Origin of the sequence: Anoxybacillus sp. MB8, from assembly GCF_011006755.1 — a bacterium.
Classification (GTDB): domain Bacteria; phylum Bacillota; class Bacilli; order Bacillales; family Anoxybacillaceae; genus Anoxybacillus; species Anoxybacillus gonensis.
Map to the genome: position 1 here is coordinate 57526 of NZ_RXXX01000007.1, position 26680 is coordinate 84205.

26 protein-coding genes, 1 riboswitch and 1 other annotated feature are annotated in these 26680 nt (G+C 41.7%); of the genes, 9 read left to right on the forward strand and 17 right to left on the reverse strand.

Annotated features, from left to right (window positions below; genetic code table 11):
* Positions 1-57: 57 nt before the first annotated feature.
* A complete protein-coding gene (gene pulA, locus EKC99_RS04470) occupies positions 58-2175 on the reverse strand; it encodes a type I pullulanase (RefSeq protein ID WP_163150746.1) in 2118 nt (705 codons plus the stop codon).
* Positions 2176-2253: 78 nt separating this feature from the next.
* Between pulA and EKC99_RS04475 the strand changes: the two genes are divergently transcribed.
* The gene (locus EKC99_RS04475) at positions 2254-3192 is read left to right on the forward strand and encodes an EAL domain-containing protein (RefSeq protein ID WP_019416643.1); all 939 of its coding nucleotides are present in this window, start codon (positions 2254-2256) and stop codon (positions 3190-3192) included.
* A gap of 14 nt (positions 3193-3206) precedes the next feature.
* Here EKC99_RS04475 and EKC99_RS04480 read toward each other — a convergent pair whose 3' ends face one another.
* The 6 genes from EKC99_RS04480 to pepV form a co-directional block, all read right to left on the reverse strand.
* On the reverse strand, positions 3207-4163 hold the full coding sequence (locus EKC99_RS04480) for an NERD domain-containing protein (RefSeq protein ID WP_163150748.1): 957 nt from the start codon (positions 4161-4163) through the stop codon (positions 3207-3209).
* 35 nt (positions 4164-4198) lie between these two features.
* Positions 4199-4870, reverse strand: a complete 672-nt coding sequence (locus EKC99_RS04485) for an LrgB family protein (protein WP_163150750.1) — start codon at positions 4868-4870, stop codon at positions 4199-4201.
* The gene (locus tag EKC99_RS04490) at positions 4867-5244 is read right to left on the reverse strand and encodes a CidA/LrgA family protein (RefSeq protein WP_021095583.1); all 378 of its coding nucleotides are present in this window, start codon (positions 5242-5244) and stop codon (positions 4867-4869) included. Before EKC99_RS04490 ends, EKC99_RS04485 begins: the two co-directional genes overlap by 4 nt.
* 22 nt (positions 5245-5266) lie before the next feature.
* Positions 5267-5797, reverse strand: a complete 531-nt coding sequence (gene thpR, locus EKC99_RS04495; protein WP_021095582.1) for an RNA 2',3'-cyclic phosphodiesterase — start codon at positions 5795-5797, stop codon at positions 5267-5269.
* 33 nt (positions 5798-5830) lie between these two features.
* On the reverse strand, positions 5831-6982 hold the full coding sequence (locus EKC99_RS04500) for an MFS transporter (RefSeq protein ID WP_021095581.1): 1152 nt from the start codon (positions 6980-6982) through the stop codon (positions 5831-5833).
* A gap of 85 nt (positions 6983-7067) precedes the next feature.
* Positions 7068-8471, reverse strand: a complete 1404-nt coding sequence (gene pepV, locus EKC99_RS04505) for a dipeptidase PepV (RefSeq protein ID WP_163150772.1) — start codon at positions 8469-8471, stop codon at positions 7068-7070.
* 173 nt (positions 8472-8644) lie between these two features.
* Here pepV and EKC99_RS04510 point away from each other — a divergent pair, with 173 nt between their 5' ends.
* Positions 8645-8866: a DeoR family transcriptional regulator gene (locus EKC99_RS04510; protein ID WP_003398403.1), complete on the forward strand. Its 222-nt coding sequence runs from the start codon at positions 8645-8647 to the stop codon at positions 8864-8866.
* Positions 8867-8904: 38 nt separating this feature from the next.
* Here the strand turns inward: EKC99_RS04510 and EKC99_RS04515 are convergent, their stop codons facing one another.
* Complete coding sequence (locus EKC99_RS04515) at positions 8905-9627, reverse strand: pseudouridine synthase (RefSeq protein WP_163150752.1); 723 nt, start codon at positions 9625-9627, stop codon at positions 8905-8907.
* Positions 9628-9733: 106 nt separating this feature from the next.
* On the opposite strand from EKC99_RS04515, the gene EKC99_RS04520 reads away from it, so the two are divergent.
* A complete protein-coding gene (locus tag EKC99_RS04520) occupies positions 9734-9994 on the forward strand; it encodes a hypothetical protein (protein WP_163150754.1) in 261 nt (86 codons plus the stop codon).
* Between the two features lie 14 nt (positions 9995-10008).
* On the opposite strand, the gene EKC99_RS04525 is transcribed toward EKC99_RS04520, so the two are convergent.
* A complete protein-coding gene (locus EKC99_RS04525; RefSeq protein WP_163150756.1) occupies positions 10009-11634 on the reverse strand; it encodes a putative polysaccharide biosynthesis protein in 1626 nt (541 codons plus the stop codon).
* 100 nt (positions 11635-11734) lie between these two features.
* On the opposite strand from EKC99_RS04525, the gene EKC99_RS04530 reads away from it, so the two are divergent.
* Positions 11735-13000: a BaiN/RdsA family NAD(P)/FAD-dependent oxidoreductase gene (locus EKC99_RS04530; protein ID WP_163150758.1), complete on the forward strand. Its 1266-nt coding sequence runs from the start codon at positions 11735-11737 to the stop codon at positions 12998-13000.
* A 50-nt stretch (positions 13001-13050) separates the two neighbouring features.
* Here the strand turns inward: EKC99_RS04530 and EKC99_RS04535 are convergent, their stop codons facing one another.
* The 4 genes from EKC99_RS04535 to EKC99_RS04550 all read right to left on the reverse strand — a co-directional run bounded on the left by EKC99_RS04535 (position 13051) and on the right by EKC99_RS04550 (position 16798).
* Positions 13051-13347 (reverse strand): rhodanese-like domain-containing protein, encoded by a 297-nt coding sequence (locus EKC99_RS04535; protein WP_163150760.1) that lies wholly within the window; start codon positions 13345-13347, stop codon positions 13051-13053.
* Between the two features lie 61 nt (positions 13348-13408).
* Complete coding sequence (gene leuS / locus EKC99_RS04540) at positions 13409-15826, reverse strand: leucine--tRNA ligase (protein ID WP_009361595.1); 2418 nt, start codon at positions 15824-15826, stop codon at positions 13409-13411.
* A 62-nt stretch (positions 15827-15888) separates the two neighbouring features.
* Positions 15889-16101 (reverse strand) — a binding site (T-box leader).
* Between the two features lie 282 nt (positions 16102-16383).
* Positions 16384-16524 carry a hypothetical protein gene (locus EKC99_RS04545; RefSeq protein WP_009361597.1) on the reverse strand — a complete coding sequence of 47 codons (141 nt, stop codon included), beginning with the start codon at positions 16522-16524 and terminating at the stop codon, positions 16384-16386.
* 10 nt (positions 16525-16534) lie between these two features.
* Positions 16535-16798, reverse strand: a complete 264-nt coding sequence (locus EKC99_RS04550; RefSeq protein ID WP_003397789.1) for a YtzC family protein — start codon at positions 16796-16798, stop codon at positions 16535-16537.
* 124 nt (positions 16799-16922) lie between these two features.
* Here EKC99_RS04550 and mnmL point away from each other — a divergent pair, with 124 nt between their 5' ends.
* On the forward strand, positions 16923-17876 hold the full coding sequence (gene mnmL, locus EKC99_RS04555) for a tRNA modification radical SAM protein MnmL/YtqA (RefSeq protein ID WP_205597791.1): 954 nt from the start codon (positions 16923-16925) through the stop codon (positions 17874-17876).
* Positions 17873-18445, forward strand: a complete 573-nt coding sequence (gene mnmM, locus EKC99_RS04560) for a tRNA 5-(aminomethyl)-2-thiouridylate-methyltransferase MnmM (protein ID WP_035065283.1) — start codon at positions 17873-17875, stop codon at positions 18443-18445. Before mnmL ends, mnmM begins: the two co-directional genes overlap by 4 nt.
* Before the next feature lie 40 nt (positions 18446-18485).
* Here the strand turns inward: mnmM and EKC99_RS04565 are convergent, their stop codons facing one another.
* From EKC99_RS04565 to EKC99_RS04575, 3 genes are read right to left on the reverse strand one after another with little or no spacing between them, the layout of a single operon-like run.
* Positions 18486-19049 carry a Uma2 family endonuclease gene (locus tag EKC99_RS04565; protein ID WP_035065280.1) on the reverse strand — a complete coding sequence of 188 codons (564 nt, stop codon included), beginning with the start codon at positions 19047-19049 and terminating at the stop codon, positions 18486-18488.
* 43 nt (positions 19050-19092) lie between these two features.
* Positions 19093-20163, reverse strand: coding sequence for a tetraprenyl-beta-curcumene synthase family protein (locus EKC99_RS04570; RefSeq protein ID WP_163150764.1), 1071 nt, complete (start codon positions 20161-20163; stop codon positions 19093-19095).
* Positions 20138-20956 carry an alpha/beta hydrolase gene (locus EKC99_RS04575; RefSeq protein WP_009361602.1) on the reverse strand — a complete coding sequence of 273 codons (819 nt, stop codon included), beginning with the start codon at positions 20954-20956 and terminating at the stop codon, positions 20138-20140. The genes EKC99_RS04570 and EKC99_RS04575 overlap by 26 nt, the downstream gene beginning before the upstream one ends.
* Before the next feature lie 82 nt (positions 20957-21038).
* Here EKC99_RS04575 and EKC99_RS04580 point away from each other — a divergent pair, with 82 nt between their 5' ends.
* Positions 21039-21569 carry a gamma carbonic anhydrase gene (locus EKC99_RS04580; RefSeq protein WP_009361603.1) on the forward strand — a complete coding sequence of 177 codons (531 nt, stop codon included), beginning with the start codon at positions 21039-21041 and terminating at the stop codon, positions 21567-21569.
* A gap of 73 nt (positions 21570-21642) precedes the next feature.
* Positions 21643-22161 carry a phosphatase PAP2 family protein gene (locus EKC99_RS04585; RefSeq protein ID WP_163150766.1) on the forward strand — a complete coding sequence of 173 codons (519 nt, stop codon included), beginning with the start codon at positions 21643-21645 and terminating at the stop codon, positions 22159-22161.
* 45 nt (positions 22162-22206) lie between these two features.
* Here EKC99_RS04585 and metK read toward each other — a convergent pair whose 3' ends face one another.
* Complete coding sequence (metK, locus tag EKC99_RS04590) at positions 22207-23412, reverse strand: methionine adenosyltransferase (RefSeq protein WP_009361605.1); 1206 nt, start codon at positions 23410-23412, stop codon at positions 22207-22209.
* A 120-nt stretch (positions 23413-23532) separates the two neighbouring features.
* Positions 23533-23641: riboswitch (SAM riboswitch) on the reverse strand.
* 174 nt (positions 23642-23815) lie between these two features.
* Here metK and pckA point away from each other — a divergent pair.
* Entirely contained in the window at positions 23816-25408 is a 1593-nt protein-coding gene (pckA, locus tag EKC99_RS04595; RefSeq protein ID WP_163150768.1) for a phosphoenolpyruvate carboxykinase (ATP), read from the forward strand.
* The last annotated feature ends 1272 nt before the right edge of the window (positions 25409-26680 follow it).

Sequence of the window (26680 nt, forward strand, 5' to 3'; positions counted from 1 at the left end):
AAAATAGCGATTGTCATCTTACTAGATTTTATCTTTCTGATCGTTTCCACGTCAACATTAAATCAATACCCACGTGCCAATTCCATTTATTTCAATAAACTGTTCATATCGTTTTCCTATTTCTTCTTGATTCGAACTAAAAACGACTTTCCATTCCCCGTCAGAAAGAGGAAGGATCGTCCTTTTCTCTTCATTATGGTGGACAACAACAATTTGCTGCCATGGACCGTACAGCCCAACATCAACAAGCTGGTAAGCAATAACAGATGGATGTGTATCGTAAAACTTCATATGACGACGAACTTGATCGGCAGTCAAAAAGCGAAACGCGCCGTGTCTTTTACGAAGCGCAATAAGAAGCATCACTTCCCGCACGTCTTCTTCCCATTTATTTTTCCGTTCCCAATCGATTTGATTTATTTCGTCAGGGGCGTTATAGCTATTTTCCATCCCTCGTTTTGTTCGATAAAACTCTTGACCGCTATGCAAAAACGGGATACCTTGAGATAGTAAAACGATCGCTGTCGCTAGCTTTTGACGTTTCCGTCGAATATATTCGCTCTCATGTGCATTCGCAATCATCATTTTATCCCATAACGTATGGTTATCGTGACATTCTACATAATTCACACTTTGCCTTGGTGAAAAGAAAAGATGGATACTTCCGCGAATTGCTTCCATTACTGCTTCTTTATATGAGCAATCCCCTAATGCAAACCCCCGATCGTCAACTTGAAACGTGCTTCCTTTTACATAGTCGCGAAATCGATCATTAAAATAAGCGATGCGCGGCGTATGTTTTGCGTTAGCAATCATCGTCTTTTTTTCACGAGGTAACGGAGTGGCTAGCTCCCACCCTTCTCCGAGAACAATGACTGTCGGATCTATTGCATCAATCGCTCGCCGAACGTCATTCATCGTATCTATATCTAAAATGCCCATTAAGTCAAAACGAAACCCATCGACGCCATATTCGTTTAGCCAATGCATGACGGAATCAATAATAAATTTCCGCACCATTTTTCGTTCAGATGCTAAATCATTTCCAACTCCCGTCCCGTTTGACGGATAACCGGTTGGTCCGTATCGAAAATAATAACCAGGAACAAGATGTTCAAAAGACGATGTTTCTCGAATATATACGTGATTATATACAACGTCTAAAATGACGCGAATACCTTCTTTTTGAAACGCACGAATCGCCTGTTTTAACTCAATGATGCGCGCGTATGGATCGGTTGGATCCGTTGCATAACTTCCTTCTGGAACGTTGTAGTGAACGGTGTTATATCCCCAATTATACATTTGAAGCGGCTGAAGCTCATTCACTCCTTCAAAATCTTGTATAGGCATGAGCTGAACATGTGTTACACCGAGCTGTTTCACGTACGAAAGACCTGTGACCGTTTCGTTCGGTCCGAATGTATCTCGCTCCGTTAAACCGAGATATTTTCCTTTATGTTTCACACCACTTTTAGGATGAAACGTAAAATCCCGCACGTGCATTTCATAAATGATCGCGTCTGTCATAGAAATAAACGGAGGCATCGTTGGTTTCGGGATATTTGTTTTCGTCAAGTCGACAACAACACCATATGTGCCGTTTACGGAAACAGCTTTTGCATAAGGGTCAACCGCTTCACGCCAAACAAAATTCACATACGTCATATACGTATAAAAAAACCGTTCAATATTTTCGTAAATCGTATACGCCCATACCCCTTTTTGTTCTCGTACCATCTCATAAGTCGTTTCTTTTTTCGTCGTTGGATGAATAAGTTTTAATAACACGTTTGTGGCAGTTGGAGCCCACACTTTAAACGTCGTTTTTTCCGGTTTGTACGTGGCACCGAGATCGTTTCCGTCATATGCATATAAATCATCGAACGCTTTTGTTCGCATGACTGCCCCTACTTGTAAAGGTGCTTGCCATCCTTCTTCCGTATAAACAACATATCGTTTTCCTAATTCAACAATAAAAGGGACGATACATTCATATTTTGTAAATAAGTGTTGTCTTTCTGTTGAACGAATCGTTAAACGGTATGCTGTTTGCTCCTTATCACATAAAAAAAATATCGGTGCGCGTTCGTCAACAACATCGTTCGGTATTAAAATTGTAATGACTGTCAGTTCATCTAAATATGCTTCAAACAGGTGTTGTTTTATAGACATTGCCGGTCACCAACTTCCACTTTTTAAATGAATCGTTTTTGTTGTAAAATGAACTCCATAAAAAAAGGGGGGAAAATCATGCATTCATGCATTTCATGCAGCGTTCCATTTCCGCTTTTACCATCTGGTTACTTACTTATTATGCAAGAACAACAAAAAAAGTATTTATGTTATTCTTATGATTCATTACAACAGTTAGCAACATATGTAGAAACGATCCATCCAAAAGAAAAAGCGTTAGCGACGTTATGCGCAAACCCCGATCTGCCGGGAGCATTCGTTCCGCTTCATGAATTAAGTATGCGAATGAAGCATGCAGATGTTGTCCAATGTATCACAAACGAACCGTTAATGAGTTATTTACAACCGATTATTCATACAAACACCGGAGACATTTTTGCTTACGAATGTTTATTACGTTCCCAACGCTATTCACCTGCCCAGCTTTTTTCCGTGGCCCAACAAACCGGTTTGCATACGTTTTTAGATCGCCGAGCACGTGAAGAAGCGATTCGATCACGCACAAAAATAAAAAAGGGGATTAAAAGTTTCATTAACTTTTTACCATCAACAATTTACAATCCTGAATTTTGTCTTCGTCATACATTTTCCATCGTCGAACAATATAACGTAGCGCCCGAAGATCTCGTATTTGAAGTTGTGGAGACTGAGAAAATTGTTGATATTGACCATTTAAAAAACGTGTTTGCCACGTATAAACGCTCAGGCATGAAAGTTGCTTTAGATGATGTTGGCGCAGGCTTTTCAACACTCGACATGCTTACGTTATTGCAACCTGATTATGTAAAAATCGATCGGCACTACATTCAAAACTGCGACAAAGACAAAGAAAAGCAGGCGTTCTTAAAAGAAGTCACTCGAATTGCTCATACACTCGGCATTCACGTACTTGCTGAAGGGATTGAACGAAAAGAAGAATTAGACTACTGCCGGGAAATTGGCATTCCGTTTGCCCAAGGATATTATATCGGCAAACCGAGCCCAAATCCGCTGTAAAAAGAGGCTGAATGTTACTCATCAGCCTCTTCCAATTCTTCTACAACGAGCGGATCATAATAGCGCGCATCACAATATGTCAGCAATGATTGTGCGGCCTTTAACTGCATATGTTTTAGCGGCATCGTCAATTGTCTTAACGACATAAACCATGTCTCATAATGTCTCCGATCAATGATTTCAAGGTCGCTTGGGGCGTAACGATAATCAATATATCCTTCGCGATTAATTAACACTTTTTTTATCGGCATATCGACTGCAAATTGCTTATAAATCGTTTGAACCACTTTTTCTGTTCGATGAAGCGAAATCATCGGATTGACGATTTTTCGTTCCACCTCATCAACAATCTCCGTCCAAAATCGTTCAGCCGAACCAACAACAATGTTGTTTTTTCGTTCTTCTGTAAACGCAATGCACCATGTCGTCGTCGGACTAATGAAAATCGTATTTAGCTCGACAGGGGCTTTTTTCAATAAAAATACAGGTTTATACATACATAAGTATGTATCAGGAAAACGTTGTAAAAAATATTTCAATTGCACATCGTAATAATATTTCGGATCAATAATAGATTCTTCCGTTAATGTTGAACTTGCCCAACGAATTTGTAGTTGAAACAGCTTTTCTAAAAATAATATTTTTAATTCTTCAAGCGTTCGCGGCTCGGACGTAATCGAAACGAAAAACTCTTCCTCTTCTTTCGGTTGTTCGTCTTCAACTTCGATGTCTTTTACTTTTTTTCGTTTCCATAGTTGTTTCACTTTATCAAAAAGCGACGTTTCTTCTTCAAGCCATTTCCACGATTGTTGTGAATGTGGTTCCACCCTCGCCGCAAGTTGACCCGTTTCCCACGCCTGCTTCATTCGTTCCCATTGTTTTTTTTTCAAACGAATGAACTCGCTCGGGTAATGATAAATATCTAGTTCGTAGCGCGAAATATAGTCTTGAAGCTTAATGAGCTGTCCCACACTGTAACCTCCAGCAATAAATAGTTACTTTCATTCTACAATAAAAGCAACAATGGGCAAAGAAGAGAAGCAAAAATTGCGCTTAACGTCATAGCAACGGAGCTAATCGCTGCTTCTTTTCTCCCGATTTCAAGTGCTTTTGCGGTACCGATACCGTGAGAAGCTGCACCAAGACCGCTTCCCATCCCTAAAGCTGTTGTAATGTGCAAACGTTGAAAAAGAATCGGACCAAACATTGCACCGAAAATTCCCGCAATCATGACATATACAGCAGCAAGCGTCGGTATACCGTCAATCAACTTTGCAATATCCATCGCAACAGGCGATGTGACCGATTTCGGAATGATGGAACGAACAATTTTTTCTGGCAAATGAAAAAGACGCGCGAACAATAAACCGCTTCCTATTCCAATGATTGTGCCGAAAAATGTGCTACATAAGAGCGGCCATAAAAACTGTTTTAACGTATGCCGATGTTGATAAAGCGGCAAAGCGAGCGCAACAACAGCTGGACCAAGCAAATGAACGAGCCATTTTCCTCCGATCATATATTGGTCATACGACAAGTGAAAAAGCGATAACGTCATAATGATGACTACCGTGCTTGTTGCGACGGGAACGAGCAACGGAAAATAAAAGCGAGCATACAATTTGCGCATCGCTATATATACGACGATTGTCCATATGAGCAAACTAACGCCAATCATGCCCCTTTCACCTCACGCACTCGCTTCTGTTCACGTGTTTGTGCCCATTGCCCAATAAAACCAGCAAACAACATAACCATCATTGTGCTGACGATTACAATGACAATGGACCATATTCCCCTTCCTGAAAAAAGCTCCACATAGTCCATTACCCCAACTGTTGCTGGGATAAATAAAAGCGTTAAGTGAGATAAAAGCATATTTGCCCCGCGCGAAATCCACTTCTCTTTTACGATTCCGGTCATTAATAATAAAAATAACAGCAACATGCCAATCATACTCCCCGGAATTGGAATGTGTAGCAGTTGCTGAATGAACGAACCGATCATATACAACATATACAATCCCCCGATTTGAATGACCGTAATCCCCATCTTTTCTCCCCCTCTTATTGAATTATGAAAGAGGAAAACGCATCAACGGCTTATATTTCGGCGTTTGATCCATATGTGTTTCGTATAACACAACGTCATGTACGAAAAAGTGAATGTCTTCTCCTTCCATTTTTCTCGGATATGTGTCAAGCGAGAACGGAAACGATCCACTCCATTTTTTCGCCAACGTAATATGCGGTGTAAACGGTCTTGAATCAAGCGAAAAACCGATGCGTTGGCACACGTTATACACATCTTGACGAAGAGAAAACAAACGCGGTTCCTCTTTCACCCCATACCATAAAATACGAGAACCGAATGAGTACACCTCGCTCAGTTGTAACGAAAATGACTGATGTTTTTTTACTACATCTGGCATCATCTCTGCAATTTGCTTTCGCTCTGTTTCGGTTGCCCGACCTAAAAACGCAAGCGTTATATGATAATCGGCTTCATGAACGAACAACCGAAATGGCGCTCCCCATTCAGAAATAAAAGCATGCAGCCGCTTTTTCACCTCGTTTGGTAGAGGAATTGCCAAAAAGTAGTGCATCTATCGTCCCACCTTTTAATTTTCTAAATTTTATCAAAATTCATATAGTTTTCGCAACGTCTTTTTTGACTGCCAAGCAAAAATCACCATGCCACCAAACGTCAACAATCCGAAAAATAAATATACATGCTCAATTGTCCAACGTTCTAATATATATCCTCCTACAAATGTACAAAACCAGCTCCCGAGCCCGTTTCCAACTGTAGCATAAAGCGATACAGCTGTTGTACGTACGTGTGCAGGAGTGACGTCCCGCACGTATTGTAGCGCAGCTGGAATAAATAAACCGACAGACGCCCCTTGTACAATTGTCGTGGCATACACGATCATTAACGGTGGTTCAAAAAAGTAAAATAACCAACGAGCGCAAGATAATGCTGTGGCAACGAATAAAACGTTCATCATGCCAAACTTTCGCACGACCCCGTCAGCAAATTTCATAAACGGCGCTTCGCTTCCTGCTGCTAATAAAAAGGCAATGCCGACTCCTGCAAGCGTTCCACCTAAATCAGTAATCAAAATGCCAAAATAAAAATTGTTGGCATAAATTGGACCAAAGACAAGAAACGTCGTCAACAAAAACAAAAGAAACGGTGGAATGCGAACTAACTCTTTCATTCCTTCACGAATGTTCACTTTCGCACTTGACTGCTCTTTTGGCAACTTCCATGCAAGCACACTCGACGTAATGAGTAAAGCAACGAAAATGTAAAAAATGAAGCGAAGATGAAACATCTGAGCAATTTGTCCAGCAATCGGGACAGCAGTCGCAAACCCAAGCGCTCCCCAAAGGCGAATCGAGCCATACCGTTCGTTTGCTTTTTGTACGTAATGAAGCGTAATACTATCAGATAATGGAACAATGCCACTTTGCATAACAGCAAGTAGTGCGGCAATAACAAGCAACCACATATAAGAATGAACGAGCGAATACATAAAACCAAAAAAAGCTGTTCCTAGTAAAGATACGATTAACACTTGAACCGGTTGACGCGTATAATCGCTTACCATTCCCCAAATTGGTTGAATAAAAATCATAACAATAGGGCTAATGGACATAATCATCCCGATTTCTGTTCCTGACAATCCAACTTCATCTTTTAAATACACAGATAACAACGGAAAAAGCGATCCAAAACTAAAAAACTGTAAAAAGTAAAAGATGCGAAAAATACGTGTATACACAAAAATCCCCCATATCAAATAAAATGACGAAAAAGTACCGTCATGAGCGACGGCACTTTTCATTATAACATATTTTTGGAAATTGTCATTTTGCTAATTCATAAATCGCTTGGGCATAAATGGCTGTTGCTTTAAGCAAATCATCGATAAACATATATTCATCTTTTTGATGCGCCACATCTGGACGATTCGGGAATAACGGACCGAACGCTACTCCTGCTTGTAAAGAACGCGCATACGTTCCACCACCGATCGCAAGCAATGATGCTCGTTCGCCCATCTGCTCTTCATATACGCGTTGCAACGTTTGAACGAGCGGATGATCTTTTGCGACATAATGTGGTGAGGAGTTCGAAAAGTTGTTTAATACGAACTGATGACGTTTAGCTACTTGCTCAATGATTTCTTTTGTGCGCGTCATATCGTTCGTGACAGGGTAACGTAAATTGAGGCCCATCTTTCCGCCACGTTCGTTCGTATACGAAAGAACACCGACGTTAATCGTTAAATCACCAAGTTCCTCGTTTGTATGCGCAACACCTAATCGCTTTCCGCGCGTATCTCCATAAAAAAATTGCGACACAAATCGAACAAATTCATTAGCTTGTGCATCTAGTGTTTCATTTGCTAAAAATTTCGCGAGCCATATGCCTGCATTCACCCCATTGTTCGGTTCCATCCCATGTGCAGAAACACCACGAAGGCGCAACGTAAGTGTGTCACCATCCCCATGTGCTTCCCCTTCAAGCGCATGCGTACGTAAAAATGTAAGAAAACGCTCTTTCATGTCGTTTTCATTCGTTAACTGCAATATAGCTTCTGCAAAATCTGGAACCATATTGTATCGCTGACCAGCTTGAAACGAAAGAAGAAGATCATCATGCACTTGTTTATTCATTGGTTGCTGAATGAGATCAAAATCAGCAATTCCTTTTTCAGCATATATAATTGGAAAATCGGCATCTGGCGCAAAGCCAATTGTCGGCATTTGTTCCGTTTGAAAATATCGTTCGACACATTGCCAATCGCTTTCTTCATCTGTTCCAATAATCATGCGTACGCGCTTAGAAAGTGGCAACCCGAGCTCTTTGACAATTTTCATCGCATAAAACGCGGCCATTGTCGGACCTTTGTCATCTAATGCGCCACGTGCATAAATTTTTCCATCTACAATCGTTGCTCCAAACGGATCAAACGTCCAACCATCACCAGCAGGAACAACATCAACATGACATAATACTCCAACAATCTCTTCCCCATCTCCCATTTCAATATGCCCTGCTAATCCATCAACATTTTTCACGGCAAATCCTTCTTCTTCCCCTCGTTTTAACATGTAACAAAGCGCTTCATATACTTCTTTGCCTAACGGTGCTTCTTGTGTCGCTGTCTGCTCATTTCGTACACTCGGAATGCGCAAAAACGTTTGTAAATCTTGCAAAAATGCCTTCTCCCGCTTTTTTACTTCTTCCATCCAATTCATGTTCATCATCACTTTCCCCTTTCTTTAAGAAAAATATGGTTTTAATTGTGTTAATATTGTGTAAAATTCAGCAAATTTATAGCATTTTTCTTATGTTTTCGTGTAAAATAAATAATGAGACATCTAGTTTTTCATCTTTGTTGTACCATGCGAATGATGTGACGATAGGGAGTGATCATTTGAAACCATCTACCGATCGCATGCTAACCCGTATTAAGTCCGTCTACATGTTCATTAGCGAAAGAGGAACAGTGACAACGCAAGAGCTCGTGGACGAATTCGGTATTACTCCACGAACGATTCAGCGGGATTTAAACGTGTTAGCATACAACGACTTAATTCACAGCCCTAGCAAAGGTAAATGGACAACAACTAAAAAAAGAGTGAAGATGTCATCATAACGAAATGTATATAGACGGAACCTGATTAGTGCAGGTTCCTATTTTTTGTCTTCTCCTTTTAATAAAGCAATTTCTTCATCAGTCAACTCACGATACTCTCCCGGTTCTAACGTTTCATCGAGCGGAATCGGTCCCATTTGTATGCGTTTTAAGTAAATGACACGTTTACCAACTGCCTGAAACATTCGTTTAATTTGATGAAACTTCCCTTCTGTAATCGTGACACGCACATCTGAACGTAAACCGGAACGAATAATAACAAGCTCTGCTGGCTTTGTTTCGTATCCATCGTCTAGCATGACACCCCGTCGGAATGCTTCAACATCATCTTCTGTCACTTCTCCGTCAATCATTGCTTCATACGTTTTTGGCACATGCTTTTTTGGGGATAATAGCTGATGAGCAAGCTGACCATCGTTCGTTAACAACAACAGCCCTTCCGTATCTTTGTCAAGCCGTCCGACTGGAAATGGATCAAAAATTCGGTCTTCCTCTTCTAGTAAATCAACAACGGTTTCTTCTACAGCATCCTCCGTTGCTGAAATGACTCCTTGCGGTTTATTCATCATTAAATAAATAAACGGTTTATACTCTACTTCTTCTCCCCATACTGTAACGACTTGTTCTTTCGGGTCGACGTGTGTTTTTGCATCTTTCACCGTCATCCCATCGACTTTAACAACCCCTGCTTTCAATAATTTTTTCACTTCTTTTCTCGTTCCATATCCCATGTTTGCTAACAGTTTATCAATGCGCAACATAAAAATCCCTCCAAATGTTTTTCATTTTTAGGCGTTCGTCCATACACCGATGTCAACGATCACATATACTGCCTACGTAACAATTAAAGCGAAAGGAGTTTTCCAAATGGACGAACGCCAACAACAGCAACAAATGCCGGGCATGCCTTATTACGGAGGCTCTCCATTTATGCCAGGATTCCCTGGTGGATTTCCGGGCACACCAGGATTTCCTGGAACACCAAGTTTTCCAAGCGGCTCTCTTGAACGTCGAGTGGATCGCCTCGAGCGCATCACAGAACGCCAACAACAACAAATTAACAACTTAAATCGACGTCTTCAACGCGTTGAACGTCAACTCGGATTCCCATTTAGCGGCGACTTTTAATACAAAGAAGAAGGCTATGACACAGCCTTCTTTTCTTTCTTTCTTAAAAATGAAAAGCGATTCCCAAATAACGAATATAACAAGTTCGAACGTTCACTTAAATAAAAATAAACAGCCGCTCCGATCAATCCACCAATGGCGACAATCATGACCGATTGGATCATGCTACCGTTGTAATGAAGAAAACGGTCCATCAGTTTTGCGATAGGCCAAACGACAGCACACATCATTGTTGTTAAGATCCCCATAAACAATACACGCTTGGCAACAAAATGATACCGATAATTTGTATAACGTTGAATGATCCATAAGTTTAAACCGACCGATAAAGCATATCCTATCGTCGTTGCCAAAATAGCTCCTACCGTTTCAAACGAAACAATGAAGATGTAGTTAAAAAATAATTTAAACAATAACCCAATACATAAACTGATGACTGTAAATTTTTGTTTATTAATACCTTGTAAGATGGCTGCCGTCACAGAAAATAAAGCAAAGAAAATAGCAGTCGGCGCGTATGCCCGCAATACTTCTGTCCCGAGCGGATCGTAGCTGTAAAAAGCGGCATATACATATTCAGATAAAAGCGCCATGCCAATGACTGCAGGCAACGTAATAAACATAACGACTTGAAACGTGTCATTTAAATATTTTTTTAGTTGCTTGCTTTCCCCTTGCACATACGCTTTCGTAATCGTTGGAATGAGCGTTAAGCTAAATGACGTCGCTAATGTTACTGGGATAATGACAAGCTTTTGTGCCCATACGTTGAAAATGCCGTATGCATCCTCTGAAATGGCACCGAGCCCGATGCTTGCCATCGCTTTGTTAAACGTAAATTGGTCAATCAATTGATATAACGGCATCGCTAAGCCAACAAAAGCAAACGGGGCAGCATAAGCAATCAATTCTTTATACATCTCTTTTAATGACATATGGATCGTGCCTCGGTCTTGCTTTAATAGTTCATCTAAAAACGATTTCCGCTTAAACCAATACATGAATAGAACAGCTAGTCCACCAACAGCACCGATAAATGCTGCAAACGTCGCCACTTGAATAGCCGTCACAAGCGAGCCGTCAAAGATGCGCAAAACGATGTAACTCCCTGCAAGCAAAAAGATGATGCGAACAAGTTGTTCAACGACTTGCGACAACGCTGTCGGCCCCATCGATTCATGGCCTTGAAAAAACCCGCGAATTAAACTCATCATCGGCACAAGCAATAAAGCGAAACTAACTGCGCGAATGACAGAAGTAACATCAGCAATCGAGTTGCCGTGCCCATCATCATTGACAACGAACGGTGCTAATAGCGGTGCACTCATATATAAAATGAGCCAAGCGAGAAACCCTGTGATCGCCATTAACGTCATACCTGAGCGAAACAATTTTCGTCCAATCGCATATTCGCCAAGTGCATTGTATTTCGAGACAAACTTTGAAACCGCTAACGGCACCCCCATCGTTGCGATACTAATAAACAACGTATACGGAACGTAACCGTACGAATAAAGCGCTCCCCCTTGCTTCCCAACAAGCTGATAAAATGGGAAGACGTATATCAGACCTAATATGCGCGATAAAAACACGCCTCCCGTTAAAATAAATGTGCCTCTTAACAACTTTGATGATGACATATTATCCCTTCCTTAACGGATTCATTGCTCCACCTATTTTAGCACACTTTTTTCTTTTCCATAAAATCATTATAATCATAACAGAAAGGACGTGAAAGTGATGATGTATGATGTCGTAGTCATCGGTGGGGGACCGTCAGGATTAATGGCAGCCATCGCTGCTGGAGAACAAGGTGGACGCGTTCTTCTTCTTGATAAAGGAGATAAGCTCGGGCGCAAGTTAGCGATTTCGGGCGGTGGCCGTTGCAATGTAACAAATCGGCGACCAGTCGATGAACTCATTCAACATATTCCAGGAAACGGTCGTTTTTTATATCGTGCTTTTTCTATGTTTAATAATGAAGATATTATTCGCTTTTTTGAACGACTTGGCGTTCCGTTAAAAGAAGAAGACCACGGACGTATGTTTCCGGTAAGCGACAGCGCACAATCTGTCGTACAAGCTCTTCTTCGTGAGTTGAAAAGATGGCGTGTCGACGTTCGGGTTCATACCCCTGTAAAAGACATTGAATATAAAGATGGAGCAGTGTATGGCGTAACGCTGCAGACAGGGGAGATGATCCGAACGAAAGCAGTCGTTGTTGCCGTCGGAGGAAAATCTGTGCCGCATACCGGTTCGACAGGTGACGGTTATGCATGGGCAGAAAAGGCTGGACATACGATTACAGAACTGTTTCCAACGGAAGTGCCTATTATTTCACATGAACCATTCATTCAAAATCGAACGTTGCAAGGACTATCATTGCGCGATGTGGCATTAAGCGTATTAAACGAAAAAGGAAAACCAATCGTCACACATCGGATGGATATGATTTTTACACATTTCGGTATTTCAGGACCAGCGGCATTACGATGTAGCCAATTTGTTGTGAAACAGCTAAAAAAACAATCGTCTGTGAGCATGACGATCGATGCGTTGCCAGATGAAAAAGAGGAGATGTTATTTCAGCAAATCGTACGCACCATGAAAGAAGAGCCGAAAAAAGTGATAAAAAACATTATGAAAGCAATTATTCCGCTCCCAGAACGATATATATTATTTTTGCTTGAGCAAACAAAGATCGATCCACAAACGGTCGCAAGCACATTAAGTCACGACAAAGTGCGCGCATTTATTGCGGCATGTAAAACATTCACTTTTTCTGTTCACGGAACGTTGCCGCTTGAAAAAGCGTTCGTCACAGGCGGCGGGGTGTCCGTCAAAGAAGTACATCCGAAAGAAATGGCATCTAAACTTATGAAAGGTTTATATTTTTGCGGAGAAATTTTAGATATTCACGGTTACACAGGCGGTTATAACATTACTGCAGCGCTCGTTACCGGTCGTCTCGCTGGCATGCATGCTGCGATATATGCGAAACAATAAGATCGTAAACAAGCGATCTTATTGTTTCGAAGGCAATCATGACACTTCAATTACTCCAGTTCACCATCCCAGCCGAGCATCCCGTCAATGACGTTACATACATCGTAACCATGCGCCTCTAAATAACGACACACATGCTCACTACGAACACCAGAACGACAAATAATGATATACGTTTCATTTTTGTCTAGCCCGTTCATTCTTTCTGGAATATCCCCCATTTTTATATGTATCGCTGATGGAATCATTCCGAAGGCGACTTCTTCATCTTCGCGTACATCGATGACGTGAACACGCTCACCTGCTTGTATCATTTGTTTTAGCTGTACTGCTGTCATTTCTTTCATCGATCTCTCCCTTTCTTTTAACGAAAGCCTCCCACCACGTATGTGAGAGGCTTGTTTGCGATTAATTTGCAACAATGTTTACTAATTTTCCTGGGACAGCGATCACTTTACGTACGGTTTTCCCTTCAATTTGTTCTTTAATTTTTTCGTCTTCCATTGCCAATTGCTCGAGCTGTTCTTTTGTTGCATCAGCAGGAACGTGTAGTTTCGCACGCACTTTTCCGTTTACTTGAATGACGATTTCAACTTCATCTTCAACTAATTTCGCTTCATCGTATGCTGGCCAAGCTTCGTATGCAATCGTATTGTTATGTCCGAGCTTCTCCCATAATTCCTCAGCAATATGAGGACAAACTGGCGACAATAACTTCACGAATCCTTCCATATACACTTTCGGTAATACAGGCGCTTTATATGCTTCGTTAATAAACACCATTAATTGTGAAATCGCTGTATTGAAGCGAAGCGCCTCGTAATCTTCTGTTACTTTTTTCACCGTTTGATGATATACACGTTCAAGCGTATCTGTTTCTGGGTTGTCAACGATTTTCGGATTTAATTGGCCGTCTTCTTCAACAAATAGACGCCATACGCGATCTAAGAAGCGACGTGCACCGTCAAGACCTTTTGTCGACCACGCGATCGACGCTTCTAAAGGACCCATAAACATTTCGTATAAACGCAACGTGTCCGCTCCGTGACTTTCCACAATATCGTCCGGATTCACAACATTTCCTTTCGACTTACTCATTTTCTCATTGTTTTCTCCAAGAATCATTCCTTGGTTAAATAGCTTTTGGAACGGTTCTTTCGTTGGCACAACGCCGATATCGTATAAAAATTTATGCCAAAAACGTGCATACAATAAGTGCAACACCGCATGTTCTGCCCCGCCAATGTAAATGTCGACCGGCAACCATTTTTCAAGCTTTTCAGGATCAGCTAATTGCTTATCGTTATGTGGATCAATGTAACGCAAATAGTACCAACAACTTCCTGCCCATTGCGGCATTGTATTCGTTTCACGACGTCCTTTTTTGCCTGTTTTCGGGTCAACGACGTTCACCCATTCTTCAATGTTCGCAAGCGGTGATTCTCCTGTTCCTGATGGCTTAATTTCATCTGTTTTCGGCAACACAAGCGGCAACTCTTCTTCTGGCACTGGCGTCATCGTTCCATCTTCCCAATGGATGATCGGAATCGGCTCGCCCCAATAACGTTGACGGCTAAATAACCAATCGCGAAGGCGATACGATACTTTCTTCTCCCCTTTTCCGTTTGCCTCTAGCCATTCAATCATTTTTTTCGTTGCTTCTTCTTTATTCAAGCCGTTTAAGAAATCAGAGTTTACATGTTCGCCGTCTCCAGTATAGGCCTCTTTTGAAATGTCCCCACCAGCAACAACTTCTTTGATTGGCAAATGAAACTTTTTCGCAAATTCATAATCACGCTCATCGTGTGCTGGCACCGCCATAATTGCCCCTGTGCCGTAGCTCATTAACACGTAATCGGCGATCCAAATCGGCAACTTCTCACCGTTCGCTGGATTGATGGCATACGCCCCCGTAAATACACCCGTTTTTTCTTTTGCTAAATCGGTCCGTTCGAGGTCGCTTTTACTTTGAATTTGTTTTAAATACGCATCAACAGCTTCTTTTTGTTCTGGTGTTGTAATTTTTTCAACGAGCGGATGTTCAGGTGCTAGCACCGCATAAGTGGCACCGAATAACGTGTCTGGACGCGTTGTAAACACCGTAAACGTTTCATTATGCCCATCGACTTGGAAATGAATGTTTGCTCCTTCCGAACGACCGATCCAGTTGCGTTGCATTTCTTTAATGCTTTCTGGCCAATCAAGTTCTTCTAAATCTTCAAGCAAACGATCCGCATATGCTGTAATGCGAAGCATCCATTGTTTCATCGGCTTGCGAATGACCGGATGTCCCCCGCGCTCACTTTTTCCATCGATCACTTCTTCGTTCGCCAATACCGTTCCTAGCGCTGGGCACCAGTTTACCGGCACTTCATCCATATACGCTAATCCTTTTTCATATAACTTTAAGAAAATCCATTGCGTCCATTTATAATAGTTCGGATCGGTTGTATTCACTTCACGATCCCAGTCATATGAAAAACCTAATGATTTAATTTGGCGGCGGAAGTTGTTAATGTTTTTTTCTGTAAATTCAGCCGGGTCATTTCCTGTATCTAGCGCATATTGCTCGGCAGGCAATCCGAACGCATCCCACCCCATTGGATGCAATACGTTATATCCTTGCATGCGCTTCATACGCGCTAAAATGTCCGTCGCTGTATATCCTTCTGGATGACCGACATGCAATCCTGCGCCGGATGGATATGGGAACATGTCGAGTGCATAAAACTTCCGCTTTCCGTCATCTTCCGTCGTTTTGAACGTTTTATTTTCTTCCCAATACTTTTGCCATTTTTTCTCGATTTCACGATGATTAAAACTCACGTGACAAACCTCCTTTTTATCCATTTTAAACAAAAATGAAAAACAAAAAACCTCCCATCCCAAAAAGGGACGAGAGGATTCTCCCGCGGTACCACCCTTGTTAGCGCACGAATGGTGCACTCACTTTCATCGTTAACGCAGATTCACGGCGCATGCTACTTCATTCGCACACGCAACTCCAAGGCGAGTTCGTAAACAAACTTCGGTTGACTCGCACCGTCCGTCAACTCTCTGCCGACCATTTGTTTACTACTACTCCTTTTCACCGTCATTTTCCATTATTTCATTATACACATTATTTTAAAAAATTTACGCCCTCGTTGCAAGTGTATTCATGTATTGTTAGTGAATCATATGTAAGATACATATATGATGTTAAAAAAAGAAACACTCTGAAAAAATGTTTGTTGTACAAACCTATTCCTCGATCTTCGCCCACATTTCTTCAGGATTTAATTCATAAATACCGTGCTCGGATTCTCCCTTCATTTGATATGTGTCTAATTAGATGAAGCAAGTCGAACAAAATCCACTCGGAGCATCTCCGAGTGGGGCAATTATGTTTCGTTATGATATTCCGCTTTCGCTTCTTGCCCTTTTTTTGCATTCCTTTGTTTTACTTCTTTTATCGGATCACCGAAATCTTTCGCATGCAGCGTTTTTTGTTCTGGATTGTTTTGTTTCGAACGTTTTTTCATCTGCTTCCTCCTAATGACGAAGTAAAATCATATCGTTTTGTAATTGTTCAAGCTGTAAACGCATGCGGTGTAATTGTTCGCGCTGTTGGGCGTTACAGCTTAACGAAAAATGCGCCAAATCGGTCACCGCATGTTCAAGCATTTGCTGAGCTTTTACATATTCTGTATCGTTATAATGTTCAAGCTTGCTCGCTTCTGTATATTGTTCTTTTGCATAGCGAAGCACATCTTCACAATGTTGCAAAAACTCGTCCATCGACTGTCTTGTCGCCATACGCATCCCTTCCTTTCTTCCGTATCGCTTTATAGTTTGTACATTTTCTTGTCATTTATCACAGCGCCATTGAGTTTCCTGCTTAAATCGTGCTACAATGCTAAAATGATGCGAGGTGATGAACATGAATCCTTTTCCATATACAAACGACAAGAAACGATACCATACATGGAATTATCATTTACGCCAAACGTTCGGTGAAAAAGTTTTTAAAGTATCGCTTGATGCAGGATTCGATTGTCCAAATCGCGACGGTACAGTCGCATATGGTGGATGCACATTTTGTAGCGCAGCCGGTTCTGGTGATTTTGCTGGCAGACGAACAGACGATTTAGTCACCCAATTTCATACGATTAAAGAAAAAATGCATACAAAATGGAAAGATGGGAAGTATATCGCCTATTTTCAAGCGTTTACAAATACACATGCACCCGTTGACGTGTTGCGTGAAAAATACGAAACGGTATTACATTTAGACGGTGTCGTCGGTTTATCGATCGCTACACGCCCTGATTGCTTACCGAATGACGTCGTTGACTATTTAGCGGAATTGAACGAACGAACGTATTTATGGGTCGAGCTTGGTTTGCAAACGGTTCATGAACAAACAGCTACCTTAATTAACCGCGCGCATGACTTTTCATGCTATGTAGAAGGTGTAGAGAAGCTACGCAAACATGGCATTCGCGTTTGTGCCCATATTATTAACGGATTGCCGCTTGAAACGTACGACATGATGATGGAAACCGCAAAAACGGTCGCCCATTTAGATGTGCAAGGCATTAAAATTCATTTGCTTCATTTGCTAAAAGGAACACCAATGGTGAAACAATACGAAAAAGGAATGCTTCAATTTTTAACGTTCGATGAATATGTTCAACTCGTTTGTGATCAATTAGAAGTATTGCCGCCAGAAATGATCGTTCATCGCATTACAGGAGACGGTCCAATCGATTTAATGATCGGTCCAATGTGGAGCGTCAATAAATGGGAAGTGTTAAACGCGATTGATGCCGAATTAGAGCGCCGCAATAGTTATCAAGGAAAAAAATATGTGAGAAAGGAAGACAGGCGATGAAGCTGATGCGCATTTTGCCGTTTGCTCGTTCGCTCATCGACTCCGCTGTGAAAGAAGGAGATGTCGTCGTCGATGCAACGGTTGGCAACGGCCATGATACGCTTTATTTGGCTGAACGTGTCGGAGAGACTGGACATGTGTTCGGTTTCGACATTCAAGCACAAGCCATCGAAAATACAACAAAACGATTGCGTGAACACCACATGGAAGAACGGGTCACGCTCGTGCAAGCAAGCCACGCAGAGCTGCTCGTTCACATCCCTCCACAATACAAAGGACGCATAACTGGCGCGATGTTTAACCTCGGTTATTTGCCTGGAGGGGATAAACAAATTGTGACAAAACCAAACTCAACGATTGCCGCCATTGAGCAATTGCTTGAAATCATGGCTCCTGAAGGAATTATTGTCCTCGTCATTTACCACGGTCATCCTGAAGGAGCGATTGAGCGCGATGCCCTTTTACAATACGTTTCAACGATCGACCAACAACGCGCACACGTCATTCGATACGAATTTATGAATCAAATCAATCATCCGCCGTTTATCGTTGCCATCGAGAAAAGATAAAAAGTAGCGATCGGTCTTCCCTATCGCTACTTTTGCTTTGTTAGTGAAATATGTCTTCTAAATGAACAAACAAACCTGGAAAGCAAGCAGATTGAACAGTTCCAACACTTACTTTAATATCCGCCTGCTCGTATAGCCTATCTTCATTTAATACATAAACGGTCACGGCTTGTTTCATCGGATTAACAATCCAATATTCTTTTACACCATATTTCATATATAAATTAAACTTCGTCACTAAATCGTGCGCTTGATTCGAAGGACTGAGTATTTCAACAATTAACGTTGGAACACCGACATATTTTGTGTCTGTAAATCCGGTTTGATCACAAATAATGCTTAAATCAGGAATGACGAGCTTTCTTTCAGAACATGTTTCACTCACTAGCTCAATGTCTGTGGGAGCGGCAAATACTTTACATGTCTTTCCTTTCAAATAACTCCCGAATATTGTATGAAGATTGCTTGATACGAGTTGATGCTGGATGCTAGGTGAAGGTGTCATATAAACGACGCCATCAATATATTCTAATCTTTCATCACTATGTTGACGCATAATTAAATATTGTTCATACGTGACGTGTGAAAAGCGAGGTAACGACATATTCATCCCTCTCTTCTTTTCTTCCATTATACACCCGTTTTCCTCACGCATACATCCATTTTTGCCATTTTCGATACATTCGTCCGTTCCAATAAAAGAAATGAGATGTTATACCACCTGAGCGCAACAATTGTTTCGCTAACTTACGAATGGCGTTTTGCTCGTGCACCTTTTCATCCGATAAATATAGCCCAAGCAACCCCCGATGAATAAAGCGATGAAATTCGCGATGCGGCAACTGCGCGATATGCCGATCTGCTTCTTCAACGAAATGACATAAACGAGCGAATAGCGTTTCTTCATTTGGATAATAAAAACAAAAATTTAAATCTCCACCTTGTCGATCTTCTTCTTGATCAATCAAATAATCAAGTAAAATGTGCAGCCCTTGCACGTATGGGAAATAGCTGTTTCGTACCCGTTCAGCAAGACGTTGATCAAAAGAATCGGTACAAGCGTAAGCGACTAAACAAAAAATACCGAGCGTTGATCCGGAACAAGCGGAAAATTCATACCACTCCATGTTCGGCAACGACGCTTCATGTTGGGAGAACCATTGCTTCAGACGCGGAATCCGTTCTTCCTTCTTCACATGTTTATGTACTTGTAAGTCGCAATAATATGATGCAAGTTCATGTAAAAACGGGGCAATGATATGATAATGCCGAACTTCTGCCAATGTCTCTTGACACGTATCGACAAGGGCATGCAAATAACCACCATCATCTTGTTCCGTACGATAGCGGTAATATGCCTCTTTTTTTGCCCCGACCGTTAACGCATGCATCATTGACTCGTGCAGCGCACGAAAATCGGTCGGATCAAGTGACGTGCTTCGATCGCATAAATTATCTAAGTAATCGCTAATCGTTTGATAAGCAACGATAAAACGAATGCATCGCTCCATCTCTTTTCCAGCAAGCAACGACAAAATCGCTCCTCCTTCACAATGAAACGTTTTTGTTGCGATGCTTGCTAACGCTTGTTTGCGCAATTCCTCGTTCGGAATCGCCTCCGCTCTTTTTTTCCAAATATCTAATTCGCGATGAACGATCGGAAAAACGCGACGATATACAGCCCGCATTAAACTAAAAGGATTTGTTGGAACGCTCAATAAGCTCACCTCTTTGCAATTGCAACGTTAAAAACGTATGAGCATATAAAAATACTTGTTCTCGCTCAAGTTCGTTAAAAATTTCATGATATAGTTTTGGCCACTCTTTATACACTTTTTCACTAACCATCAACTGATCAAACCATGATTTCACTGCACTTTTATCAACAATTTTGTCATCCCCCGCCTGCATAACGAGCATCGGAACATCTGGTAAGTGTTCAATTTTTTCATGAGCGATGCGAATGGCTTTGACCAACTCGCGATACCAACGAACAGATACTTTCGTCACATATAATGAATCGTTTTTGTCCATCTCTCGCACTTCTTCATTTCGGGTCGCCATCTCTACCGTTAATCCTGATGGAAATCGCTTTTTCGGATGAATGACATTTAAAATGCGTGAAGCGACCTCAAGTGCTTTCGACGGATAATGAACGAGCCCTAAACACGGGGACGATAAAATGACACCGCGAACAGGTAGTCGCTTTTCTTGCAATGTGCGAATGACGACAAGTCCTCCCATGCTATGACCGAGTAAAAAAATAGGCTGTTCATACACGCTCGCTTCATGCACCCAACTCGCGACCGCTTCTATATATTCGTCAAATGAATCAATATGCCCTCGTCGGCTACGCGATGTCGTTCCTTGTCCTGGTAAATCCCCTGCAACGACATGAAAACCGTGCATACGAAACATTTCAATGAGCCATTTATACCGACCGTGATGTTCGGCAGCACCGTGAACGATGACAATTGTGCCTTTTGCGTTTTCTCCTTCCCATTTCCACATAAACATCCCTCCTTTATATTTACGAATAGACGAAAAATTTGTACACTAAATATAACAAAATGAAACGAAAGGGACGAGCCAAATGATTTATCCATATAAAGAACATACACCAAACATTGCGTCTTCCGCTTTCATCGCCGATTACGTCACCATTACAGGTGATGTAACCATTGGAGAGGAAACGAGCATTTGGTTTAACACCGTCATTCGTGGAGATGTCGCACCAACGATCATCGGCAACCGTGTAAACATTCAAGACAATTGTGTCCTTCACCAAAGCCCAAACAATCCACTCATCATTGAAGATGATGTGACCGTCGGCCATCAAGTTATTTTACATAGTGCGATCGTAAGAAAAGAGGCTCTCGTCGGTATGGGTTCTATCGTTTTAGACGGTGCTGAAATTGGTGAAGGGGCTTTTATCGGTGCCGGCAGTCTTGTGCCTCAAGGAAAGAAAATCCCTCCTCGCACACTTGCGTTCGGACGCCCCGCAAAAGTAATTCGAGAATTAACCGAAGAAGATGAGCGTGAAATGGCACGAATTCGCCGCGAATATGTCGAAAAAGGACAATATTATAAGTCGCTTCAATTAAACAAACCACGCAATAAATAGGCGTGGTATTTTTACATTGTTTTATTATTGACTTAACATATATATTTTATCATAAATTCAGGGGGATTTGCTTATGTTGCGAAAATGGTACGATTGGGAGTGCAAGTTGTTTTACAGCATTAATCGTTATTTTGATCGGAAGTGGCTTAACGCGTATTTTCGCTCGATTACGCACATTGGAGGAGCGACATGCTCGATTACAACCGTATTGCTAGCCATTTGGTTGCTACGTGACGAATGGCAGGATGCTGCTATCGCGAGCGCGGTCGCATTGGCACTTAGTCATATTCCTGTCGCAATGATGAAAAAAATGTACCCACGCAAACGACCGTATATTTCACTTCATAACACGAAAGTAACAAAAAATCCGTTAACTGATCATTCATTTCCATCCGGACATACAACCGCAATATTTTCTGTCATCATTCCATTTTTACTATACGCTCCGGCATTAACGATTTGGCTCTTGCCCATCGCGTGTAGCGTCGCGATTTCGCGCATTTATTTAGGACTTCATTATCCATCTGATGTGCTTGCTGGCTGTATGCTCGGTACATTAGTTGGCATCGCTTCATTTTCTGTTCTTACTTAAAAAACAAGAAAGGAGAGCTACATCTTGTAACTCTCCCTTTTTTCCTTACTTCGCCAACTGTAACGCTTGTTGTTTTAACACTTCTGCTTTATCTGTACGTTCCCAAGGAAGATCAATATCTGTGCGGCCAAAGTGACCGTAAGCAGCTGTCTGTTTGTAAATCGGGCGACGAAGATCAAGCATTTTAATAATGCCCGCTGGGCGAAGATCAAAGTTGTTGCGCACCACTTCAATTAATACATCTTCAGATACTTTGCCCGTGCCGAACGTATCAATTGAAATCGATACAGGTTTTGCAACACCGATCGCATACGCTAACTGCACTTCGCATTTATCGGCAAGACCCGCTGCAACAATGTTTTTCGCTACGTAACGTGCCGCATATGCTGCTGAGCGGTCTACTTTCGTTGGATCTTTTCCTGAGAATGCCCCGCCGCCGTGACGTGCATAACCACCGTATGTGTCAACGATAATTTTACGTCCTGTCAACCCTGCGTCACCTTGTGGACCACCGATGACGAAACGTCCTGTTGGGTTGATAAAATATTTTGTGTTTTCATCGATCAATTCTGCCGGAACGACAGGTTTAATGACATGTTCTTTAATGTTGCGCACAATTTGATCTTGTGTAATTTCTGGATGATGTTGTGTAGAAACAACGATCGTATCGATACGTACAGGTTTGCCGTTTTCATCGTACTCCACAGTCACTTGCGTTTTTCCGTCTGGACGTAAGTACGGTAAAATGTCTTCTTTACGCACTTCTGCTAAACGGCGTGCAAGTTTATGTGCAAGAGAAATTGGTAGCGGCATAAGTTCTTTCGTTTCGTTGCACGCGAAGCCAAACATTAATCCTTGGTCACCTGCACCGATCGCTTCGATTTCTTCATCTGTCATTTGTCCTTCGCGAGCTTCTAACGCTTTGTCAACACCCATCGCGATATCTGGCGACTGTTCATCAATTGACGTCAATACTGCGCACGTATCTGCATCAAAGCCATATTTTGCGCGCGTATAGCCAATTTCACGAATTGTTTCACGAACAATTTTCGGAATATCTACATATGTAGATGTTGTAATTTCTCCACTCACTAACACAAGTCCTGTTGTTACACTCGTTTCGCACGCCACACGCGCATTCGGATCATTCGCTAAAATCGCATCTAAAATCGCATCGGAAATCTGGTCACAAATTTTATCCGGATGCCCTTCCGTTACAGATTCAGATGTAAACAGACGACGTTTAGGCATTCAAACATTCCTCCTCAGTATAGTGACAAATGATACGGTACTCATCCCTCTTATTATGGTCTATCGTGAAAAAAACCTTTCCCTCAGAGGAAAGGTTTTTGCATTTGTCTGCGCCTTTCACTCTTATCGTTCAAGGGCGTTCCCTTGCCACAGGTTAGCACCTTTTCACGTATGTGACGGTTGCTGGGTTTCATCGGGCCTGTCTCCCTCCACCAACTCGGGATAAGAGTATCCGTTCATTTCAGCATCATATCACATCTGTACAGAGCAAGTCAACGTTTTTTCTCCTGTCATAGTCTCGAAAATAAATTCAAGAAAAATACACGAATTAGTATGGACTATTTATCAAAATGTGTTATACTTTTTACATAAAGATAAATCAAACAAAGGTAGGTTTTGTCCAATGAATTCCATTGAACTGACAAACAAATTATCAACACTCTTACAAAGGGATGGGGTTTTTCATAACTTATCTGTACCGCGATTAGTAGAAAAAGTATTAACTCGCAAAGAAGGTGTCCTCACTTCGTCAGGTGCAGTTTGTGCAACAACTGGAAAATATACAGGTCGTTCTCCAAAAGATAAATATATTGTGGAAGAACCATCTGTGAAACATAAAATTGATTGGGGAACTGTCAATCAACCAATTTCTGAAGAAGTATTTGATAAACTGTACAACAAAGTGATCGATTATTTAATGACGAAAGAAGAAATATTTGTATTCAACGGCTTTGCAGGCGCGGATCCAGCTTATCGCTTGCCAATTCAAGTTGTCAATGAATTTGCTTGGCATAACTTATTTGCCCATCAATTGTTCATTCGTCCAACAACAGAAGAATTGCAAACGCATGAACCACAATTTACAGTCATTTCTGCACCGACATTTAAAGCAGATCCAGCTGTTGACGGCACGCGTTCAGAAACGTTTATTATCATCTCATTTGAACGTCGTACCGTGCTGATCGGTGGAACAGAATATGCAGGGGAAATGAAAAAATCGATTTTCTCTGTGATGAACTTTTTGTTGCCAGAACAAGGAATTTTCCCAATGCACTGCTCAGCAAACGTAGGTCAAGAAGGAGATGTCGCGCTCTTTTTCGGTTTATCGGGTACAGGGAAAACAACGCTTTCTGCCGATCCAAACCGTCGCTTAATTGGCGATGACGAGCACGGTTGGTCAAATAACGGCGTGTTCAACATTGAAGGCGGATGTTATGCGAAATGCATTAACTTATCACGCGAAAAAGAACCGCAAATTTTCGATGCGATTCGCTTCGGTTCCGTATTAGAAAACGTCATGATTGATCCAGACACACGCATACCAAACTATGATGATGCAACGTTGACGGAAAATACGCGCGCAGCATATCCGCTTGAAGCAATGGATAATATCGTTCAACCGAGCATTGCAGGTCATCCGCATACGATCGTCTTTTTAACAGCTGATGCGTTTGGTGTATTGCCTCCAATTAGCAAATTAACGAAAGAACAAGCGATGTATCATTTCTTAAGCGGCTATACAAGCAAGTTAGCGGGAACAGAACGCGGAATTACCGCACCTGAAGCAACGTTTTCGACATGCTTTGGATCACCGTTTTTACCGCTTCCTGCAACGCGCTATGCAGATATGCTCGGGCAAAAAATTGACGCTCACGGCGTTCAAGTATTTTTAGTCAACACCGGTTGGACGGGAGGCGGATACGGTGTTGGTGAACGAATGAAGCTATCTTATACGCGCGCGATGGTGAAAGCGGCGTTAGAAGGCGAATTAAACAACGTAGAAACCGTTCAAGACCCGATTTTCGGTCTGCATATTCCGCTTCACGTCCCAGGTGTACCGGACGAAGTATTGCTGCCAAAAAGCACATGGGTAGATCAAGAAGCATATGACCAAAAAGCAAAAGAACTTGCGGCGAAGTTCCGTGAAAACTTTAAAAAATTCACAAACGTTGATCCACGCATTGAACAACTCGGTGGACCGATCGCAATCGAGTAGGAGGAGGTGATTAACCTCCGTCCTCTCACACCACCGTACGTACGGTTCCGTATACGGCGGTTCAATCAAGATCAGTGACGCAAGAAATTTTTTTGATTTAAGAGCATCGTTCTTCTTCCTTCCGTAAATAGCTGATCTTCTTATGCCAGTCGTCACTCCACCCTCCAAGAGATCCCCCACGGGATTCACCGTTTCCTTTCTCTTGGGAGGCACTTCGTTTTCTGTGTTCATCATGACGGACTGAAGCCAAGGGCTATTTTCTCTTGATTGTTCGGTTCTTCCGAATCGTTCTAGACCGATTCGTACGACGACCTCTGCTGACTTCTGATGGTTCAGCTACTTATCACGAAGTAGGTTATGAAGCGTACTTCACGTATCCATCAGACCTCCTCGGGTAAGAGTGCAATCTTTCCTTCCATCTATCTGCTTCATTTACTCTGTATCACCTTCGGCAGAAAGGGCTTTGTTTTGTTTAGCAAACTCACCCAATGATACCTAGCCTTATATGAAGTTCGTGTTCCTCAGACCGGAAGTTTGCCGCCCGCTTCCTTCAGATTCCGCGTCACCACGGACACCCTTGCGTTAAACTAACTGCTACTTCTGCCTTCGCAGTTCGGGACTTTCACCCTAGAGATTGCACCCATGCCGAGCACACTAAAAACGCCAAATAACCCTCTCCAAGAGGGTTATTTGGCATGCCTAAAACATGTGGGTATTCTTTTTCTGCAGCTCATGATCACAAACATTGCGTATGGACACAACGACGCTTAACACTAAACTTGAAGGGCGTGTAATCCTAACCCATAATCGCCTTTAATTTCCTTAAAAAAGTCGCTCACAGGTGTTTTTTATATTATTCTTTATGTTACTTTATATAGAAATTTTTGGTATATAACATTTTAGTTCATGTATTTCATTCACTTTTTTTCCTTTTCATGAATAAAAGAATTATGAGGAAAACAAATAAAATAAGTGTAATCCATAAGGAAATAGAGTAAGCCTTTTTGAATAACTGAATAGTCCATACTGGTGCCCAAGCATCCTCCCCTAGTAGCCAATATGCGATCACATTTGAAATTCCAATACCTTCTGTATTCGGTTTCAGTGATTGATAATAATTAAGTGCTAAACTAATACTGCAAACTATGGATACGAAAAAAAGTGCAGTAATTGTTATAAGGCACGTGTGTTGATTAACCAATAATATCCATAAAAACATAGAAAAAAGAGCACTTTTCCTGTAGAATGTAAGTAACCACACAAACAATCCCA

What these genes read in the sequence shown, in the direction of transcription:
- EKC99_RS04580 (WP_009361603.1), top strand. Translation starts at nt 21,039, where the DNA reads ATGATTTATCCATATAAAGAACATACACCAAACATTGCGTCTTCCGCT.
- EKC99_RS04520 (WP_163150754.1), top strand. Translation starts at nt 9,734, where the DNA reads ATGGACGAACGCCAACAACAGCAACAAATGCCGGGCATGCCTTATTAC.
- thpR (WP_021095582.1), bottom strand. Translation starts at nt 5,797, where the DNA reads ATGCACTACTTTTTGGCAATTCCTCTACCAAACGAGGTGAAAAAGCGG.
- EKC99_RS04530 (WP_163150758.1), top strand. Translation starts at nt 11,735, where the DNA reads ATGATGTATGATGTCGTAGTCATCGGTGGGGGACCGTCAGGATTAATG.
- EKC99_RS04545 (WP_009361597.1), bottom strand. Translation starts at nt 16,524, where the DNA reads ATGAAAAAACGTTCGAAACAAAACAATCCAGAACAAAAAACGCTGCAT.
- EKC99_RS04535 (WP_163150760.1), bottom strand. Translation starts at nt 13,347, where the DNA reads ATGAAAGAAATGACAGCAGTACAGCTAAAACAAATGATACAAGCAGGT.
- EKC99_RS04490 (WP_021095583.1), bottom strand. Translation starts at nt 5,244, where the DNA reads ATGGGGATTACGGTCATTCAAATCGGGGGATTGTATATGTTGTATATG.
- EKC99_RS04525 (WP_163150756.1), bottom strand. Translation starts at nt 11,634, where the DNA reads ATGTCATCATCAAAGTTGTTAAGAGGCACATTTATTTTAACGGGAGGC.
- pckA (WP_163150768.1), top strand. Translation starts at nt 23,816, where the DNA reads ATGAATTCCATTGAACTGACAAACAAATTATCAACACTCTTACAAAGG.
- EKC99_RS04585 (WP_163150766.1), top strand. Translation starts at nt 21,643, where the DNA reads ATGTTGCGAAAATGGTACGATTGGGAGTGCAAGTTGTTTTACAGCATT.
- EKC99_RS04575 (WP_009361602.1), bottom strand. Translation starts at nt 20,956, where the DNA reads ATGTGGAAATGGGAAGGAGAAAACGCAAAAGGCACAATTGTCATCGTT.
- mnmL (WP_205597791.1), top strand. Translation starts at nt 16,923, where the DNA reads ATGAATCCTTTTCCATATACAAACGACAAGAAACGATACCATACATGG.
- pepV (WP_163150772.1), bottom strand. Translation starts at nt 8,471, where the DNA reads ATGAACATGAATTGGATGGAAGAAGTAAAAAAGCGGGAGAAGGCATTT.
- EKC99_RS04550 (WP_003397789.1), bottom strand. Translation starts at nt 16,798, where the DNA reads ATGGCGACAAGACAGTCGATGGACGAGTTTTTGCAACATTGTGAAGAT.
- EKC99_RS04565 (WP_035065280.1), bottom strand. Translation starts at nt 19,049, where the DNA reads ATGTCGTTACCTCGCTTTTCACACGTCACGTATGAACAATATTTAATT.
- EKC99_RS04485 (WP_163150750.1), bottom strand. Translation starts at nt 4,870, where the DNA reads ATGATTGGCGTTAGTTTGCTCATATGGACAATCGTCGTATATATAGCG.
- mnmM (WP_035065283.1), top strand. Translation starts at nt 17,873, where the DNA reads ATGAAGCTGATGCGCATTTTGCCGTTTGCTCGTTCGCTCATCGACTCC.
- pulA (WP_163150746.1), bottom strand. Translation starts at nt 2,175, where the DNA reads ATGTCTATAAAACAACACCTGTTTGAAGCATATTTAGATGAACTGACA.
- EKC99_RS04475 (WP_019416643.1), top strand. Translation starts at nt 2,254, where the DNA reads ATGCATTCATGCATTTCATGCAGCGTTCCATTTCCGCTTTTACCATCT.
- metK (WP_009361605.1), bottom strand. Translation starts at nt 23,412, where the DNA reads ATGCCTAAACGTCGTCTGTTTACATCTGAATCTGTAACGGAAGGGCAT.
- EKC99_RS04515 (WP_163150752.1), bottom strand. Translation starts at nt 9,627, where the DNA reads ATGTTGCGCATTGATAAACTGTTAGCAAACATGGGATATGGAACGAGA.